Genomic DNA, 16087 nt, shown 5'->3' with positions numbered 1-16087 from the left:
TTGTGCTTTCAGGACGCGCGGCGCGGTTGGAGGTTCCGACGTTACAGCTTGGGCAGCGTCACGCCCTTTTGCCCCATATATTTGCCCGCCCGGTCGGCGTAGCTGATCTCGCACGGTTCGTTGCCCTGCAGAAACAGGAATTGGCACGCGCCTTCATTGGCGTAGATCTTGGCGGGCAGGGGGTGGTGTTCGAAAACTCCAGCGTCACATGCCCCTCCCAGCCGGGTTCGAGCGGGGTGACGTTGACGATGATCCCGCACCGCGCATAGGTCGATTTGCCGAGGCAGATGACCAGTACGTCACGCGGGATGCGGAAATATTCGACTGTGCGGGCGAGCGCGAAGCTGTTCGGCGGAATGATGCAGACGTCGGTTTCGCGATCGACGAAATTCTTCGGATTGAAGTCCTTGGGATCGACGATTGTCGAATCGACATTGGTGAAAATCTTGAACTCGGGCGCGACGCGCGCGTCATAGCCGTAGGAGGAGAGGCCGTAGCTGATGCAGCCGTCGCGGCGCTGCGCCTCGACAAAGGGTTCGATCATGCCCTGCGTTTGGGCGGCTTCGCGAATCCAGCGGTCGGAAAGAATGGCCATGCCGCTATTTGTCGAGCGCGGCGCGAATGCGCAAGCGGTCAGTCGCGGATCAAGCCCAGATCTTTCGGGCCGAAGGCTGCGGGTAGCAGCTCACTGAGTTTGTAGGTCTTGATCGTCACGCCGTCGCCTGATGCGCAATGGACGAGAATATCGGTCTGCGAACGCTCGGCGGCTTCGTTCAATATCTGGCGGCACCGCCCGCACGGGTTGACCGGATCGCTCCCCAGCAGCGCATCGCCTTCGGGGCGGCCGCCAATGATCGCGACCTCGGCGAGCTCGCCGATCCAGCCCTCGTTGGCGATTTTCGCCACCGCCGCCGTCTCGGCGCAGAGCGTCAGGCCGTAGCTAGCGTTCTCGACATTGGCGCCGGTGACCACGTCGCCGTTCTTGAGCAGCAAAGCAGCTCCGACGTGAAATCCGGAATAGGGCGCGTAAGCGCGGCTCGCGGCGTCGCGCGCGGCGGCGATCAGTTCGTCACGGGGTTCGGTCACGGCGTTTCTCCTTGCGCGCGCAGCACGTTCCAGCCGACGGTGCCATCGGCCCCCGACAGGCGCACATAATCATTCGCCTGCCACATCGCCCAGGGATGCGCGGCGTAATCGGGCTCAAAGAAATCGCGGCGGAGCCAGATGGTGCGCGCGATGCCTCTGGTCACCTGATAGTCGCTTTCAAACGCCGGGCCGGGGGCGATCAGGCTGCGCTTGCCCATATGCGCCTCGATCTGCGCCAAAAAGGTCGCGAGTTCGGACAGAAGCAGCGCGCGGGTCGGGCGGTCGGGGCAGCGATCGTCATAGTCGAGCCACACGACGGCGGGCAGCGCGTCGGCGCGGCGTGGGACGTGGCGGATGAAATTGGCCGCCTGATCGGTGGCGAGCTGGCACAGGCTGTAGCGGTGGATCGCGCCGGTCTGCACGCCTGCTTCGCGCGCCGCGACCATGTTGCGGGTGAATTTGGCGTCGATGCCGCGTGTCCCATCGGTCCCCATCACATAAGCGAAATCGGCGCCCGCGGCCTTGATCGATCCCCATTGGACGTCGCCATTGGATGCGTCGATCGTGACCCCCTGTGTCGGATAGATCGCGCGGTCTGGGGTCCAGCGCGCCGCCCACCAAAGCGCGAGGCCGGTCACCAGCAAAAGTAGCACGATCGCTGCGCCGATGCGCCGTAGCAGGCGCGTGATCGCGCCGCGCCAATTGCCGCCGGGGCTAGCCGGACCTTTGCGCTTGATTGCCCCAGTCGCCACGCTTCAACCCTTGATGTGAAGAACGCAGATCAGCGTGAACAGCCGCCGCGCGGTGTCGAAATCGACCGCGATCTTGCCGTCGAGCCGGTCCATCAGCATCTCGGCGGCTTCGTTGTGCAGCCCGCGGCGCGCCATATCGACCGTTTCGATCTGCTGCGCGGTCGATGTCTTGATCGCCTGATAGTAGCTGTCGCAGATCGCAAAATAGTCGCGGATCGGGCGGCGGAAACGCCCGAGCCCCAAGATGATCGCCTCAAGCGGCGAGCCGTCCTCGCGCGAGATTTCAAAGATCAGCCGACCTTCCTCGACGCGCAGCATCAGGCGGTAGGGGCCGGCATAGCCGTCGGGGTGGCCGCGCTGCGGAACAAATTTATTATCTTCGATCAGGTCGAAGATCGCGACGCGGCGTTCCTGTTCGACATCGGGATTGCGCCAGACGATCGAGCCCTCGTCGAGTTCGACCGAAATGATGCGCTGTTTGGAGGGGTCTGCGTCGGCCATGCTGCCTGTGCTTCTACTTGGCGCGGGGCGAAGGGCAAGCCGACTTATTCACAGCATTCCACAGTTATGATAGGCTGATCGACATCGCCGGTTGCGCCCCATCGGGCACCGGCCCATGAAGGCGCCGATGCCAGAGCTAGCCATTTTCCCGACCCCGGTCGCCACCGGTAACGACCGCCAATTGCCGCGCAATATCGAGGCTGAAGCCGCGTTTCTCGGCGCGATCCTGATCGACAATCGAGTCGTCGAAGATCTGCCGGTCGCGCTGACCCCCGATCATTTTTTCGAGCCGCTGCACGGACGCATTTTCCAGCAGACGATGGCGCTGATCGAGCGCAACAGCATCGCGACGCCGGTGACGTTAAAACCCTATTTCGAAGCCGACGAGGCGATGAAGGCGGTCGGCGGTCCAGGCTATCTGGCACAGCTGACCGGCAGCGGTGCGGGTCTGATCGGCGCGCGCGACTTTGCCAAGCAGATTTACGACTTGGCCTTGCTGCGCGAACTGGCAGGCGTCGGGCGCGTGCTGGTCGAAAATGCGCTCGACACCAGCGAACGCGTCGATCCGCAGGCACAGATCGAAGAAGCCGAAACCGCGCTGTATCGCGTCGCGGGTGGCGAGGCCGAAATGGGTTCGGTCAAAAGCTTCAGCCAGGCGAGCCTTACCGCCTTGCAGGCCGCCGAACGCGCGCTCAATTCGGGTGGCCACCTGTCGGGTATTACCACCGGCATCTCGAGCATGAACGCCAAGATCGGTGGCATGCACAATTCGGATCTGATGATCCTTGCCGGGCGTCCCGGCATGGGCAAAACCTCGCTCGCCACCAACATCGCTTATAATGCCGCCGAACGCTTTCGCCGCGACGAGGATGACGGGATTCCGCCCGAAAAAAATATGGGCGCGAAGGTCGCCTTTTTCAGCCTCGAAATGTCCGCCGACCAGCTCGCGACGCGCGTCCTCGCCGAACAGTCGGGGGTGTCGGGGGAGGCGCTGCGCATGGGCAAGATCAGCAAGGAACAGTTCCAGCAGCTCAGTCGTGCGGCGCAGACCTTGCAGACGCTGCCGCTGTACATCGACGACACGCCCGGGCTGACCATCGCAGGCCTGCGCACGCGGGCGCGGCGGTTGCAGCGACGTCATGGCATCGGCTTTATCGTCGTCGACTATCTGCAATTGTTGCAGGGATCATCGAAAAGCGGTGACAATCGTGTGCAGGAAATTTCTGAAATTTCGCGCGGTTTGAAGACGCTGGCGAAAGAACTTCATGTGCCGGTGATGGCGCTGTCGCAGCTCAGCCGCGCGGTCGAACAGCGTGAAGACAAAAGGCCGATGCTGTCCGATCTACGCGAATCGGGGTCCATCGAGCAGGACGCGGACATGGTGCTGTTCGTGTTTCGCGAGGATTATTATGTCGGTTCGCGCGAGCCCAAACGTCCGATGGAGGGCGATGATGTGAAGATCCACGCGGCGCACGAGGAGTGGGCGGCCGAGATGGAGCGCGTTTTTGGCCTCGCCGAAGTGATCGTTGCAAAGTCACGTCACGGCTCGACCGGCAAGATCCGCCTGCACTTCGAGGCGAAGACAACGAAATTCAGCGACCTCGCCGACGAAAGTCAGGCGTTTGGGGATTATGAGTAGATAGCGCGTGTCGTGCCCTGCGAAGGCAGGGGCCCATCACGAGGTCCCCAAATCGAAAGGCGCGCTTTGTTGCGCGGGTTGGAGATGAGCCCCTGCCTTCGCAGGGGCACAGACGCCGTTCAGAAAGCCGGATCGTTCGCCGGGTCATCACCGATTGGTGACACCGCTTCGTGGATGCCGCATTCGGTCTTGTCCCAGCCGCGCCAGCGGCCCGAGCGCGGGTCTTCGCCGGGCAGGACCTTTGACGTGCAGGGCGAGCAGCCGATCGACGGGTAGCCTTGCGATTCGAGCGGATGCCGCGGCAGGTCGTGCGCTGTAAAATAGGCGTCGAGATCGGCGCGCGTCCAGTTGGCGAGCGGATTGAATTTCAGCCTGCCGCTGCTGCCGTCGAGTTCGAAGCGCGGCAAGCCCTGACGGGTCGAGGATTGGAAGCCTTTGCGTCCGGTAAGCGACGCATCGAAACCGGCCATCGCCTTTTCGAGCGGCTTCACCTTGCGGATTTCGCAGCAGCCGTCGGGGTCATAGGACCAGCGCAGTTCGGTGGAATCCTTTGCCGCCAGATCCTCGGCATCGGGGGTCAGGTTAACGATGTTGAGCCCGAGCTGTGCCGCAAGCGCGTCGCGATAAGCCAGCGTTTCGGGGAAATGCTTGCCGGTGTCGAGGAACAGTACTGGCATATCGGGCGCGACCTGGACCACTAAATGCAGCAGCACCGCGCTTTCGGCGCCAAAGCTGGAGACGATCGCGGTGTCGCCGAGCAGCCCCGCGCCGATGACGCTGGCGACCACCTCGGCGGCGTCCTGGCCGCGGAACAGGTTGTTCAGGCGGATCACGTCGGCGTCGGTAAAACGCGGCGCGACGTCGATGCGGTCGCGGATGCGATCCTGGCGACCGTCGGAGGGAGAGGTCTTCACGTCAGCCATGCCTCAGCTTCCAGATCGGCACTGCGCCGTCGGCGGCGCCCTGATAATGTTCGGGCCAGCGCGAGAGTGCCGCCTCGACATCGGCAGGATTGAGCGTCTTTTCGGGCGCGAAGCTGTCGAAGCCGCAGCGCTTCAGATAGGCGATCTGATCGACGAGGACGTCGCCCTGCGCGCGGAGTTCGCCGGTGAAGCCGGCTTCGCGCAGGATACGCCCCGACGAATAACCGCGGCCGTCGCGGAACTTGGGAAATGCAACCTCGATCAGCTTGAGCCGATCGAGAAAGGGGATCAGCGCGCGCGCATCCTCATCCGATTCGAGCCGCACCGCGGTCGCGTTCGACTGGTCGAGGAAGGCGTCGAGGGTAACGCAGGGTTCCTCGCCATCGGCTTGCAGATGCTCAACCATAGATCGCCTCCTTGAATGGCGCCATGCCGACGCGCCGATAGGTGTCGACGAAGCGTTCACCGTCGGCGCGCTCGGCCAGATACTTATCCGTGACGCGCTCAATCGCATCGACGATGCCGTCCTCGTCGAAACCGGGGCCGGTGATCGTGCCGAGCGACACATCCTCCGCGCCCGATCCGCCGAGCAGGAGCTGGTAATTTTCGGTACCTTTGCGATCGACGCCAAGGATGCCGATATGCCCGGCATGATGGTGGCCGCAGGCGTTGATGCAGCCCGAAATCTTGAGCTTCAGCTCACCCAGATCGCGCTGGCGCGCCGGATCGGCGAAGCGCTGCGCGATCTTTTGGGCGACCGGAATCGAGCGCGCGTTGGCGAGGCTGCAATAGTCGAGCCCAGGGCAGGCGATGATATCGCTGATCAGGTCGAGGTTCGGTGTTGCAAGCCCGGCAGCGTCAAGCGCCTGCCAGATCGCAAACAGATCGGCCTTGCGGACATGCGGCAGGACGATGTTTTGCGCGTGGGTGACGCGCAGTTCGTCGTGGCTGTAGCGTTCGGCGAGGTCGGCCATCAGGTCGATCTGCGCCGAGCTGGCATCGCCGGGGATGCCGCCAAGCGGTTTCAGGCTGATGTTGACGATCGCATGGCCCGCCACCTTGTGCGCGGCGACATTCTGGTCGACCCAGACCGCGAAATCGGGGTCGCCGCGATCGATGGCGTCGGGCGCCGACGCGTCGAGCGGCGGCATCGCGAATTGCGCGGCGATGCGGTCGAACTCGGCCTTGGGCGGATCGATACCGAGCGACTTTACATGCGCAAATTCTTCCTCGACCTGGCGGCGATATTCGTCGGCCCCCAGTTCGTGGATCAGGATCTTGATCCGCGCCTTGTAGATATTGTCGCGGCGACCGTAGCGGTTGTACACGCGCAGGCACGCTTCGGTGTAGCTGAGCAGATCGTCGAGCGGCACGAAATCCTTGATCAGCGGCGCGATCATCGGGGTGCGGCCCATGCCGCCGCCGACATAGAAAGCGGCGCCGTGGACGCCATCCTTCTCGACGATCTGGATGCCGATGTCGTGCAGTCGCATCGCGGCGCGATCTTCCTCGGCCGCAATCACGGCGATCTTGAACTTGCGTGGCAAATAGCTGAATTCGGGATGGAAGCTCGACCACTGGCGCAGCAATTCGGCCCACGGGCGCGGGTCGGTCAGTTCGTCGGCGGCAGCACCCGCCCACTGGTCCGAACTGATGTTACGGATGCAATTACCGCTGGTCTGGATCGCGTGCATCTCGACCGACGCGAGATCGGCGAGGATCGCGGGGGCATCCTCCAGCTTGATCCAGTTATACTGGATATTCTGGCGGGTGGTGAAATGGCCGTAATCGCGGTCGTATTTGCGTGCGATGTGCGCGAGCATCCGCATCTGGCGGCTTTCGAGCGTACCATAGGGTACGGCGACGCGCAGCATATAGGCGTGCAGCTGGAGATAGAGGCCGTTCATCAAGCGCAGCGGCTTGAACTGATCCTCGGTGATCTCGCCCGCCAGGCGGCGCTTCACCTGATCGGCGAATTCAGCGACCCGGGCGTCGACCATTTGCTGGTCATATTCGTCATATTTATACATGTCAGATCACCCAGTCGCCGGCCGCGGGATCGGCGGGTTTTAATGTCAGATCGGGGCGCACCGTCGGGCCGAGCGCGCGGATGCGGTCCTTGATGTGTGCGGGGCGCGGGCCGTCGGGCGTCTGCTCCCCGGCAATGATATAGGGCGCATTGACGCGGCGCGCGGCTTCCTCGACGGCCAGGATCGCCTCGCCCGCCTCGCCGACGTCGGCGGCGTCCTCGATGTGCAGCGACCAGTCGGCGCCGGTCCACCAGGTCACAAACCCTGTTTTCAGGTCGTTGCCGGTCAACAGCTTCATGCAAAATTCCCCAATTTTTCGGCAACGCCCGGAGCGCCGAAACAGTCGAGCGCATCGGCGCGCGCCGCCACTTTGCCCACGATGATCAACGCCGGGCTTCTTACCGCCTCGCGCGCGACGAGATCGCCGAGGTCGGTGAGCAGAGTGCGCAGGACGCGAGCGTCAGCGGTGGTGCCACGCTCAATCACCGCGACGGGCAGATCGGGCGACACGCCGTCGGCGATCAGCTTGTCGGCGATGGCGGTCGCGGTGGCGATGCCCATGTAAATGACGAGGGTGCGGCCGTGGCCCGCGAGGCCCGACCAGTCCTGATCGCTCAGATCCTTGCACTGGCCGGCGACAAAGCTGACCGCGCTGGCGTCTTCGCGGTGGGTGAGGGGGAGGCCGGCCTGCGCGGCGCAGCCTGCGGCGGCGGTGATACCGGGGACAACTTCGCAGGTGACGCCGGCTTTGCGCGCAGCATCGAGTTCCTCGCCGCCGCGCCCGAAGATGAACGGATCGCCGCCCTTGAGCCGCACGACCTGTTTCCCGGCCAGCGTTTCGCGGACGAGCAGTTCGTTGATCAGTTCCTGCTTCATTGTGTGGCGGCTGCGCTGCTTGGCGACGCTGATGCGCTCGGCATGCGGCGGGATCAGCGCAAGCACGCCGTCGCCGACCAGCCCGTCATGAACGACCAGATCGGCGCTGGCCAGCAGCCGCGCGGCGCGCAACGTCAGCAGATCGGGGTCGCCGGGACCGGCGCCGACCAGCCAAAGTTTGCCGACGGGGGGGGGAGTCTTTTCCATGCACGATAGATGATGGCGCGCCCGCCGAATGGCAAAGCAGGCTTTATTGACGCTGATGAAGGTAAAATTGCCCCTCTCGATCGTCCGCCCGGCCTTGATCCGGGGTCCATGCCGTCACCGCAGGAATGGATGCCGGATCATATCCGGCATGACGAAGGAACGTTTAATTGTAGCTTTTGGGGATCAGGCGCGACCCTTCGGGATCGCGCAATCCGACGCCGATCGACGCGCGCAGCGCGTCACTTTCCGCGCTCGCGACAGGATAGGCGCAATAATCTGCGGCGTAGAACGCGCTGGGACGATGGTTGCCCGAGAGGCCGATGCCGCCAAAGGGCGCGGCGGACGAGGCGCCGTTGGTCGGGCGGTTCCAGTTGATCACTCCGGCGCGGGCGTTGGCCCAGAACTGGTCGTACAGCTGCGGCGTGCCGCCGACGAGCGCCGCCGACAGGCCAAAAGCGGTGTTGTTTGCTTCGGCAATCGCCGCTTCAAACGTCTCGACGCGGACGACCTGAAGCAGCGGTCCGAACAACTCGATGTCGGGCCGCTCTGGCATCGACGTCACGTCGATGATGCCGGGGGTCAGGAAAGGGCGACCCGGGACCGGGCGCGTCATGTGGCGGATCACCTGGCCGCCGTTCGACATCAGGATCAGGAAGCTTTCGGTCAGATGATCGGCGGCTTCATTGTCGATCACCGGTCCCATATAGGGCGCCGGGTCGGCGTGCGGATGATCGACGATCAGGCGGTTTGTCAGCGCCTTGACCTCTTCGATCAGCGCGTCGGCCAGTGTGTCGCGCATGATCAGTCGCCGTGCATTGCTGCATCGCTGTCCGGCGCTGAGGAACGCCGACTGAACGACGATGATCGCGGCGGTGCGAATGTCGGCAGTGTCCCACACGACGATCGGATTGTTGCCGCCCATTTCGAGCGCGAGCATCTTGCCGGGCTGGTCGGCGAATTGGCGGTTGAGCGCGAGCCCCGTTCGCGCCGAGCCGGTGAACAGCAGGCCGTCGATGCCCGCGTGTCCAGCGAGCGCCTTGCCCGTTTCGGGACCCCCCACGATCAGGCGCAGCACCTCTTGCGGCACGCCGGCGCTGTGAAACAGCTCAACGAGCTTGGCGCCGACCGCGGGGGTCTTTTCGGACGGCTTGAACAGCACCGAATTGCCCGCGATCAGCGCCGGCACAATATGTCCGTTCGGCAAATGCGCGGGGAAATTATAAGGGCCAAGCACCGCGAGCGCGCCGTGGGGTTTGTGGCGTACCGCGTTGCGCAGCCCCATGGCGCCCTCGATCCGGCGGTTGGGGGTGCGTTCGCCGTAAGATTTCACCGAAATATCGACCTTGGCCGCCACCGATTCGACCTCGGTGCGCGCTTCCCACAAGGGCTTGCCGGTTTCGCGTGCGATCAGGTCGGCGAGCACTTCGCCCTCGGCTTTAACGCGGTCGGCGAAGCGGCGCAGCGTTTCGGTACGAAAGGTGACGGGCTTGGCTGCCCATTCGGGCCAGGCGCGCCGCGCGATAGCGACCTCGTCGTCGACATTGCTGACCGCGCCGCGCCACAGCTCTTCGCCGGTTGCGGGTTCGAAGGAAAGCAGAGGTTCGCTCATGGTTGAGACGGTCTTATCGGTGAAAGACCGTGGCGGCAACCTGCGCTGGGGTCTGGTGCGACGGATTGCTTGCACCGCGCGGCTGGGTTGGCGATAGACGCAATTGGGTTCCGCGCGCCGGGACATGCCAGGACACGAACCAAGGGGATCCGCCATTTTGGCCAAGCAGGAGGCAAAGCAGGACGCGCGCCGCGACTGGCAGGACCAATATTGGTGGTCGGGCGACGGCGTGCGGTTGCATGCGCGCGTCTATCCGGGGCCGGATGGGGCCGAAACGGCGCCGCCGGTGCTGTGCCTGCCGGGTCTGGCGCGTAACGCGCGCGATTTCGAGCTGCTCGCGCCGCATGTCGCGCGGCAGCGCAAGACGATCGTCATCGAATTTCGCGGTCGCGGCGACAGCGCCTATGCCAAGGATCCGATGACCTATGTCCCGCTGACTTATGTGCAGGATGTCGTCGCGCTGCTCGACGAACTGGGCATCGATCGCTTTGCGACGATCGGCACCTCGCTGGGCGGGCTTGTGTCGATGCTAATGGCCGCGACGCTGCCCGGGCGGATGATCGGCGCAGCGCTCAACGACGTTGGCCCCGAGCTCCAGACCAGCGGGTTGGAGCGCATCCGCGATTATATCGGTGCGGGGGGCAGTCAGCCGACATGGATGCATGCGGCGCGAGCCTATGCCGAGCTGAACGCCGCGATTTATCCCGGCTATGAAATCCACGACTGGCTGCGGCTGACCAAGCGCACCCACCGGCTGACCCCAGAAGGCCGCATCGTCACCGACTATGACAAGCAGATCGCGGCGCCGTTGCGCGTGACCGGCGGCGAAGCGGCGTTCGATATGTGGCCGGTCTATCGCGCGCTCGGCACCGTCCCGTTGCTGATCCTGCGCGGTGAGCTATCGGACATTTTGGCGCGGTCGGCGGGTGAAAAGATGGTTGCTGCACTGCCACATGCCACACTGATCGAGGTGCAAGGTGTCGGCCACGCACCAACGCTCGACGAGCCCGAAGCTGTTGCGGCGATCGACGCCTGGCTGGCCGAACTGCCGACCGCGTGACGGGTGTAGAATCTCCGGCACGGCTGCTCCACCTCCATTCCAGCTTTTCGCTGGGGGGCAAGGAAGCCCGCGCGGTGCGGCTGATGAATTTGATGGGACCGCGCGCGCGGCACACGATCTTGTCGGCCGTACCCGAGGCGATGAGCGCACGCGACGCGATCGATCCCGCTGTCGATGTCGAATTTCCTGCCGATACGCCGCCGCTGCATGGCAAGCCGGGGCTGGCGCGCTATCGCGATCTTGCCGCCTATATGCAGCAGTTTGATCTGGTGCTCAGCTATAATTGGGGGTCGATGGACGGGGTGATGGCGCACCGCGTCTTTGCACCGTTCCGCGACCTGCCGCCGCTGGTCCACCACGAGGATGGGTTCAACGAGGATGAGAGCGTCCGGCGCAACTGGAAGCGTAACGGCTTTCGCCGTCTCGCGCTGCCGACTGCCGACGCGCTGGCCGTGCCTTCGACGCTGCTCGAGCGGATCGCCGCGGACGAATGGCGCGCGCGGCGGCGCACGGTACTGATCAGCAACGGGATCGACACCGCGGCTTATGGAGCCAAGGCGTCCGTCGCGATTCCGGGTTTGGAGCGGCGCGAAGGCGAGGTTGTTATCGGGACCGTTGCCGGGCTGCGCAAGGTCAAGGATTTACCGCGCCTCGTCCATGCGGTCGCCAATTTGCCCGCGAACGTCCGGCTGGTCATCGTCGGAGATGGGCCGGAACGCGCGGCGATCGCCGCCGAGGCCGCCGCTTGCGGGATCGCCGACCGGCTGGTGATGCCCGGCTTCATGGCCGAGCCCGCACGCTGGATCGGTCATTTCGACCTGTTCGCGCTGTCCTCGCAGAGCGAGCAGGCGCCGATTGCGGTGATCGAGGCGATGGCGGCGGGCTTGCCGGTCGTGAGCCCCGATGTTGGCGATGTTGCCGCGATGGTCGCGCCCGACAACCGGCACTTTATCGCCGACGACGAAAGGGGCTTTCACGCCGCATTGGCCGAACTGACCGCCGATCGCGACCTGCGCGCGCGGATTGGTGCCGCGAACCGGCGGATCGCGATCGACAGGTTCGACGAATCGACGATGGTCGCGGCCTATGAAAATCTCTATGGTCGCGCGCTTAAAGGCCGCCGCCTCTTTGGGGGCTAGCCCGCCGCGGAACCATTGACTTTCGCCGCGCGCTTCCGCTTACGGAACCGAAACGGGGACTGGCCGGGAAGTGGACGGCCGGTGGACAGAAAGAGATCGAAAATGTTCAAAGGATTGAAGCCCATCCTTTACGGCGGACGTGAAGTCTGGCCGTTGGTCGAGGGCGGCAAGGGCGTGTCGGCGACCAACCATATGTCGAGCGGAGCCTGGGCTGCGGCGGGCGGCATCGGCACCGTGTCGGCGGTCAACGCCGACAGCTATGACGCCGAGGGCAAGATCGTCCCGCAGGTTTACAAGTCGCTGACCCGCAAGGAACGCCACGAAGAACTGATCCATTACGGCATCGAAGGCGCGGTGGCGCAGGTCGAGCGCGCTTACGAGGTGTCGGGCGGCAAGGGTGCGATCAACATCAACGTGCTGTGGGAAATGGGCGGCGCGCAGCAGATCCTCGAAGGCGTGCTGGCCCGCACCAAGGGCATGGTCGCCGGGGTTACCTGCGGCGCCGGGATGCCGTACAAGCTCAGCGAAATCGCCGAGCGCCACAATGTCATGTATCTGCCAATCATCAGCTCGGCACGCGCGTTTCGCGCGCTGTGGAAGCGTGCCTACCACAAGGTGCCGCATCTGCTCGGCGCGGTGGTGTATGAGGATCCCTGGCTGGCGGGCGGTCACAACGGCCTGTCGAACGCCGAAGATCCGCTGGTACCGCAGGATCCGTATCCGCGCGTGAAAGCGCTGCGCGACGTCATGACGGCGGAAGGGATTGCCGACAGTGTGCCGATCGTGATGGCGGGCGGCGTCTGGTATCTTCGCGACTGGGAAAACTGGATCGACAACCCCGAGCTCGGCCAGATCGTTTTCCAGTACGGCACCCGGCCGCTGCTGACCGAAGAAAGCCCGATCCCGCAGGCGTGGAAAGATCGTCTTCGCACCCTCGACGACGGTGACGTGCTGCTCCACCGCTTTTCGCCGACCGGCTTTTATTCCAGCGCGGTGCGCACCCCCTTCCTGCGCGATCTCGAAGCGCGCTCGGAGCGCCAGATTCCTTATTCAAAGCAGGAAGCGGGCGATCACATCGTCCAGCTCGACGTAGGAGTGAAGGGCAAGAATTTCTGGGTCACCCCGCATGATCGGGCAAGGGCGCGCGACTGGGCCGCCGAGGGTTATACCGAAGCGCTGAAGACCCCCGACAATACGGTTGTTTTCGTGACCGACAGCGACAAGGCGGTGATCCGCAAGGACCAGACCGATTGCATGGGCTGCCTGTCGCATTGCGGCTTTTCGTCGTGGAAGGACCATGACGATTACACCACCGGCTACCTCGCCGACCCGCGCAGCTTCTGCATCCAGAAAACGCTGCAGGACATCGCGCACGGCGGCGATCCCGAGCAAAATCTGATGTTTGCGGGGCACGCCGCGTTCAATTTCAAGACCGATCCCTTCTATTCGAACAACTTCACCCCGACGGTGAAACAGTTGGTGGACCGGATTTTGACGGGGGATTGATTAGGGTCGCCCCCGCGAAGGCGGGGGCCGCTACGGCGTTGCGCCAAGGTGCTGCATAAACCAAGAGCGGCCCCCGCCTGCGCGGGGGCGACGGCCTGTTACGCCCATCCCTCCAGCACCTGATCCTGCGGGCGATGCCCGTCGCACCAAGCGCGGATGTTGGCGATGACCTTTTCGCCCGATGCCTCGCGGCCCTCGATCGTTGCCGAGCCCAGGTGCGGGAGCAGTACGACATTGTCGAGCGCGAGCAGGGCCGGGTCGACTGCGGGTTCGTGGGTGTACACGTCGAGCCCGGCGCCCGCGATGCGCCCGGTCTGGAGCGCCGCGATCAGCGCCCTTTCGTCGACGATTTCGCCGCGGGCGGTGTTGATCAGATACGCGGTCGGCTTCATCGATCCGATCCGCGCTGCATTGACCATCTCATGCGTCTCAGCGGTATGCGGGCAGTGAAGCGTCACGATGTCGCTGATCCGCAGCAATGTATCGACGCTGGCGTGATAGCTCGCGCCCAGTTCCTCTTCGATCGCTTCGGGTAGGCGCTTGCGGTTGTGATAATGGATCGACAGGCCGAAAGCACGCGCGCGGCGCGCGACCGCCAGCCCGATGCGCCCCATGCCGATGATGCCGAGCAATTTACCGCCAACGCGGTGGCCGAGCATCGCGCTCGGTGCCCAACCCGCCCACTGGCCCGACCGCATCAGTTTCTCGCCCTCGGCGAGGCGCCGCGGCACCGACAGGATCAGCGCCATCGTCATGTCGGCAGTATCTTCGGTAAAGACCCCAGGCGTGTTCGACACCATGATGCCCTTGGCGCGCGCCGCCGCCAGGTCGATATGGTCGACCCCGGCGCCGAAATTGGCAATCAGTTTCAGGCGTTCGCCCGCCGCCGCCAGCACCTCGGCGTCAATCTCATCGGTCACCGTCGGGACGAAGACGTCGCAATCGGCGACCGCGGCCTTCAATTCGTCTTTGGTAAACGCCTGATCGTTCGCCGAGAGCGCGACGTCGAACAATTCGGCCATGCGCGCCTCGACATGCGGCATCAACTGGCGGGTAACGATGACGCGCGGGCGTTTTGGGCGGGATGAATCGGGCATGGCCGCCGATAGAGCGCGCCGCCGCGCGCCGGTCAAGAGCATGCACCCGAAAGACACGCGAAAAGACCGGGGATGAACGCAGCCTTTTGCGCGGCGAACGGTTGAACATCCGACCCGAATTTGACAAGGCAATATAATGACCAGCCGCCTGATATTCGCAGCCACAGCGCTGTTCGCCGTCGTGGGACCGGCATCCGCGCAATCCGACCCCATCAAGCTGCCCTATTGGGCGTCGATCAGCGTCGATGAGGCGCGGATGCGCAAGGGGCCATCGCCCGACGTGCCGGTGATTTGGGAATATCGGCGCAAGGATTTGCCCGTCAAAGTCGTCGCGCGTTTTGAAACCTGGCGCAAGATCGAGGATCCCGACGGCACGCAAGGGTGGATGGCCGCGCGCCTGCTCAGCCGCACGCGCACCGCGATCGTCACCGGCGAGATCCGCCCGCTGCGCGAGGCGGCCAGCGCTTCGGCCGCCGTCGCTTACCGCGCCGAACCCGGCGTCGTCGGGCGGATCACCGAATGCGCCGACGGCTGGTGTCGGTTCGACGTGAAGGGTCGTAGCGGCTGGATCCAGACCGACCATATCTGGGGAGATTGACCCCGCAGCGAGGATTGGCGTCAGGCCGGAGAGGTTATTTCTTCCTGGGCGTGACCGTGACCACTGTGCCTTCGGGCGAGGTGGCAGTGAAGCTGCCGTCGGCTCCGGGCTGCGTGATGTCCCAGCATCCGCCCAACGCGTCGCCTTCGGGATCGAAACAATCCTTGCCGTCCTTGCGCGCATAAAGACCTTTGACAATCTCGCCCTTCGCGCTGGTATCGACATAGGTGCCGTCGGCATTGATCACCGTTGTGGCCATCGTGCCGTCGGCCATTTTGACGTCATAGGTCCCGGGTTGGGTTCCCGAGTCGGTCGCAGGCGCGGGCGTTACCGCCTCGTTCGGTGCGGCAGCCGTTTCTTCCGATTCTTCAGTCTTTTGCGAACAAGCCGACAGCGCCGTGAGCGCGGTCAGCAAAAGCAGCTTTTTCATGTCATTGTCTCCCCACAAGAACGCGCGCAGGCTATGCCCTTGATGAGGGCGCAGCAACGACAATCGCCACGCAATAAAAAAGGGCCGATGGTTGCCCATCGACCCTTCTCGGTTACCCGACGTCAGCTAGCGTTTAACGGCGCCAGTTGAAGTGATTGCGGTAAACCTTCACCACCCGGCCGTTGCGCTCGTTGACGAGCAGCAGGTCGTTGTAGTGACGCACATAGGTCAGGTTGCGACCGGCGCGCGGCACACCCCAGCGGCTGTCATAGCTCGGACGATACGACGGGGCGTAGTAGTTCGAGCGCAAGGTCGCTCCGACGCGGAACTGCTGATATTTGAACGGCGCGCGATAGCTCTGATAGCGGCGATCCTGACGCCAGTCGCGCTTGTCTTCGCGCAACTCCTGACGCGCATCGCGTACGTCGCGGCGCTCTTCGCGGACATCACCACGATCACCGTAACGCTGGGCCTCACGCAGCTCGCGCTGCTCTTCGCGAACGTCCTGGCGGCTGTCACGAACTTCGCCGCGGGTCTGCGCCGAGGCGACGCCGGGAACCATCATCGCGGCAATCAGGCCGACAGTAAGAAATTTGGTCTTCATTGGTCTATCCTTTCAATCCGTCAGGGGGAG

At 64.1% G+C, this 16087-nt stretch carries 18 protein-coding genes; 5 read left to right on the top strand and 13 right to left on the bottom strand.

Translation table 11 applies throughout. The features are described from left to right. Positions 1-58: 58 nt before the first annotated feature. The 4 genes from dcd to IPF76_RS18540 are packed head-to-tail and all read right to left on the bottom strand — an operon-like array spanning position 59 to position 2339. Positions 59-595, bottom strand: a complete 537-nt coding sequence (gene dcd, locus IPF76_RS18555; RefSeq protein ID WP_293846984.1) for a dCTP deaminase — start codon at positions 593-595, stop codon at positions 59-61. Between the two features lie 38 nt (positions 596-633). After that, positions 634-1086, bottom strand: a complete 453-nt coding sequence (locus IPF76_RS18550) for a cytidine deaminase (RefSeq protein WP_293846982.1) — start codon at positions 1084-1086, stop codon at positions 634-636. Continuing rightward, positions 1083-1838, bottom strand: coding sequence for a GH25 family lysozyme (locus IPF76_RS18545; protein WP_293846980.1), 756 nt, complete (start codon positions 1836-1838; stop codon positions 1083-1085). Before IPF76_RS18545 ends, IPF76_RS18550 begins: the two co-directional genes overlap by 4 nt. Before the next feature lie 3 nt (positions 1839-1841). Beyond that, positions 1842-2339 (bottom strand): UPF0262 family protein, encoded by a 498-nt coding sequence (locus tag IPF76_RS18540; RefSeq protein ID WP_293846978.1) that lies wholly within the window; start codon positions 2337-2339, stop codon positions 1842-1844. A 127-nt stretch (positions 2340-2466) separates the two neighbouring features. Here IPF76_RS18540 and IPF76_RS18535 point away from each other — a divergent pair, with 127 nt between their 5' ends. Beyond that, the gene (locus IPF76_RS18535) at positions 2467-3978 is read left to right on the top strand and encodes a replicative DNA helicase (RefSeq protein WP_293847404.1); all 1512 of its coding nucleotides are present in this window, start codon (positions 2467-2469) and stop codon (positions 3976-3978) included. Between the two features lie 119 nt (positions 3979-4097). Here IPF76_RS18535 and IPF76_RS18530 read toward each other — a convergent pair whose 3' ends face one another. From IPF76_RS18530 to astD, 6 genes are all read right to left on the bottom strand, one after another. Further along, on the bottom strand, positions 4098-4901 hold the full coding sequence (locus IPF76_RS18530) for a phosphoadenylyl-sulfate reductase (protein WP_293846976.1): 804 nt from the start codon (positions 4899-4901) through the stop codon (positions 4098-4100). After that, on the bottom strand, positions 4894-5307 hold the full coding sequence (locus IPF76_RS18525; RefSeq protein WP_293846975.1) for a DUF934 domain-containing protein: 414 nt from the start codon (positions 5305-5307) through the stop codon (positions 4894-4896). The genes IPF76_RS18530 and IPF76_RS18525 overlap by 8 nt, the downstream gene beginning before the upstream one ends. Continuing rightward, complete coding sequence (locus IPF76_RS18520; protein WP_293846973.1) at positions 5300-6931, bottom strand: nitrite/sulfite reductase; 1632 nt, start codon at positions 6929-6931, stop codon at positions 5300-5302. The genes IPF76_RS18525 and IPF76_RS18520 overlap by 8 nt, the downstream gene beginning before the upstream one ends. A 1-nt stretch (position 6932) precedes the next feature. After that, complete coding sequence (locus IPF76_RS18515; protein ID WP_293846971.1) at positions 6933-7229, bottom strand: DUF2849 domain-containing protein; 297 nt, start codon at positions 7227-7229, stop codon at positions 6933-6935. After that, positions 7226-8014 (bottom strand): uroporphyrinogen-III C-methyltransferase, encoded by a 789-nt coding sequence (cobA, locus tag IPF76_RS18510; RefSeq protein WP_293846969.1) that lies wholly within the window; start codon positions 8012-8014, stop codon positions 7226-7228. Before cobA ends, IPF76_RS18515 begins: the two co-directional genes overlap by 4 nt. A 163-nt stretch (positions 8015-8177) precedes the next feature. Next, positions 8178-9623 carry a succinylglutamate-semialdehyde dehydrogenase gene (gene astD / locus IPF76_RS18505; protein WP_293846967.1) on the bottom strand — a complete coding sequence of 482 codons (1446 nt, stop codon included), beginning with the start codon at positions 9621-9623 and terminating at the stop codon, positions 8178-8180. 124 nt (positions 9624-9747) lie between these two features. On the opposite strand from astD, the gene IPF76_RS18500 reads away from it, so the two are divergent. The 3 genes from IPF76_RS18500 to IPF76_RS18490 all read left to right on the top strand — a co-directional run bounded on the left by IPF76_RS18500 (position 9748) and on the right by IPF76_RS18490 (position 13328). Then, the gene (locus IPF76_RS18500; protein WP_293846966.1) at positions 9748-10683 is read left to right on the top strand and encodes an alpha/beta hydrolase; all 936 of its coding nucleotides are present in this window, start codon (positions 9748-9750) and stop codon (positions 10681-10683) included. Then, positions 10680-11822: a glycosyltransferase family 4 protein gene (locus IPF76_RS18495; protein WP_293846965.1), complete on the top strand. Its 1143-nt coding sequence runs from the start codon at positions 10680-10682 to the stop codon at positions 11820-11822. The genes IPF76_RS18500 and IPF76_RS18495 overlap by 4 nt, the downstream gene beginning before the upstream one ends. 102 nt (positions 11823-11924) lie before the next feature. After that, positions 11925-13328 carry a nitronate monooxygenase gene (locus tag IPF76_RS18490; protein WP_293846963.1) on the top strand — a complete coding sequence of 468 codons (1404 nt, stop codon included), beginning with the start codon at positions 11925-11927 and terminating at the stop codon, positions 13326-13328. Positions 13329-13426: 98 nt separating this feature from the next. Here the strand turns inward: IPF76_RS18490 and IPF76_RS18485 are convergent, their stop codons facing one another. Beyond that, on the bottom strand, positions 13427-14425 hold the full coding sequence (locus tag IPF76_RS18485; RefSeq protein ID WP_293846961.1) for a D-glycerate dehydrogenase: 999 nt from the start codon (positions 14423-14425) through the stop codon (positions 13427-13429). Positions 14426-14561: 136 nt separating this feature from the next. Between IPF76_RS18485 and IPF76_RS18480 the strand changes: the two genes are divergently transcribed. Next, positions 14562-15023, top strand: a complete 462-nt coding sequence (locus IPF76_RS18480; protein WP_293846959.1) for an SH3 domain-containing protein — start codon at positions 14562-14564, stop codon at positions 15021-15023. 34 nt (positions 15024-15057) lie between these two features. Here IPF76_RS18480 and IPF76_RS18475 read toward each other — a convergent pair whose 3' ends face one another. Both IPF76_RS18475 and IPF76_RS18470 read right to left on the bottom strand, forming a co-directional pair. After that, positions 15058-15453, bottom strand: a complete 396-nt coding sequence (locus IPF76_RS18475) for a hypothetical protein (RefSeq protein WP_293846957.1) — start codon at positions 15451-15453, stop codon at positions 15058-15060. A 133-nt stretch (positions 15454-15586) separates the two neighbouring features. Next, entirely contained in the window at positions 15587-16057 is a 471-nt protein-coding gene (locus IPF76_RS18470; protein ID WP_293846955.1) for a DUF1090 family protein, read from the bottom strand. Positions 16058-16087: the final 30 nt, after the last annotated feature.

It is taken from the genome of Sphingopyxis sp., assembly GCF_016704835.1.
In the GTDB taxonomy this organism is placed as follows: Bacteria; Pseudomonadota; Alphaproteobacteria; order Sphingomonadales; family Sphingomonadaceae; genus Sphingopyxis.
The sequence above is the reverse complement of the archived record's forward strand: the minus strand, read 5'-3'. Positions and strand labels throughout refer to the sequence as shown.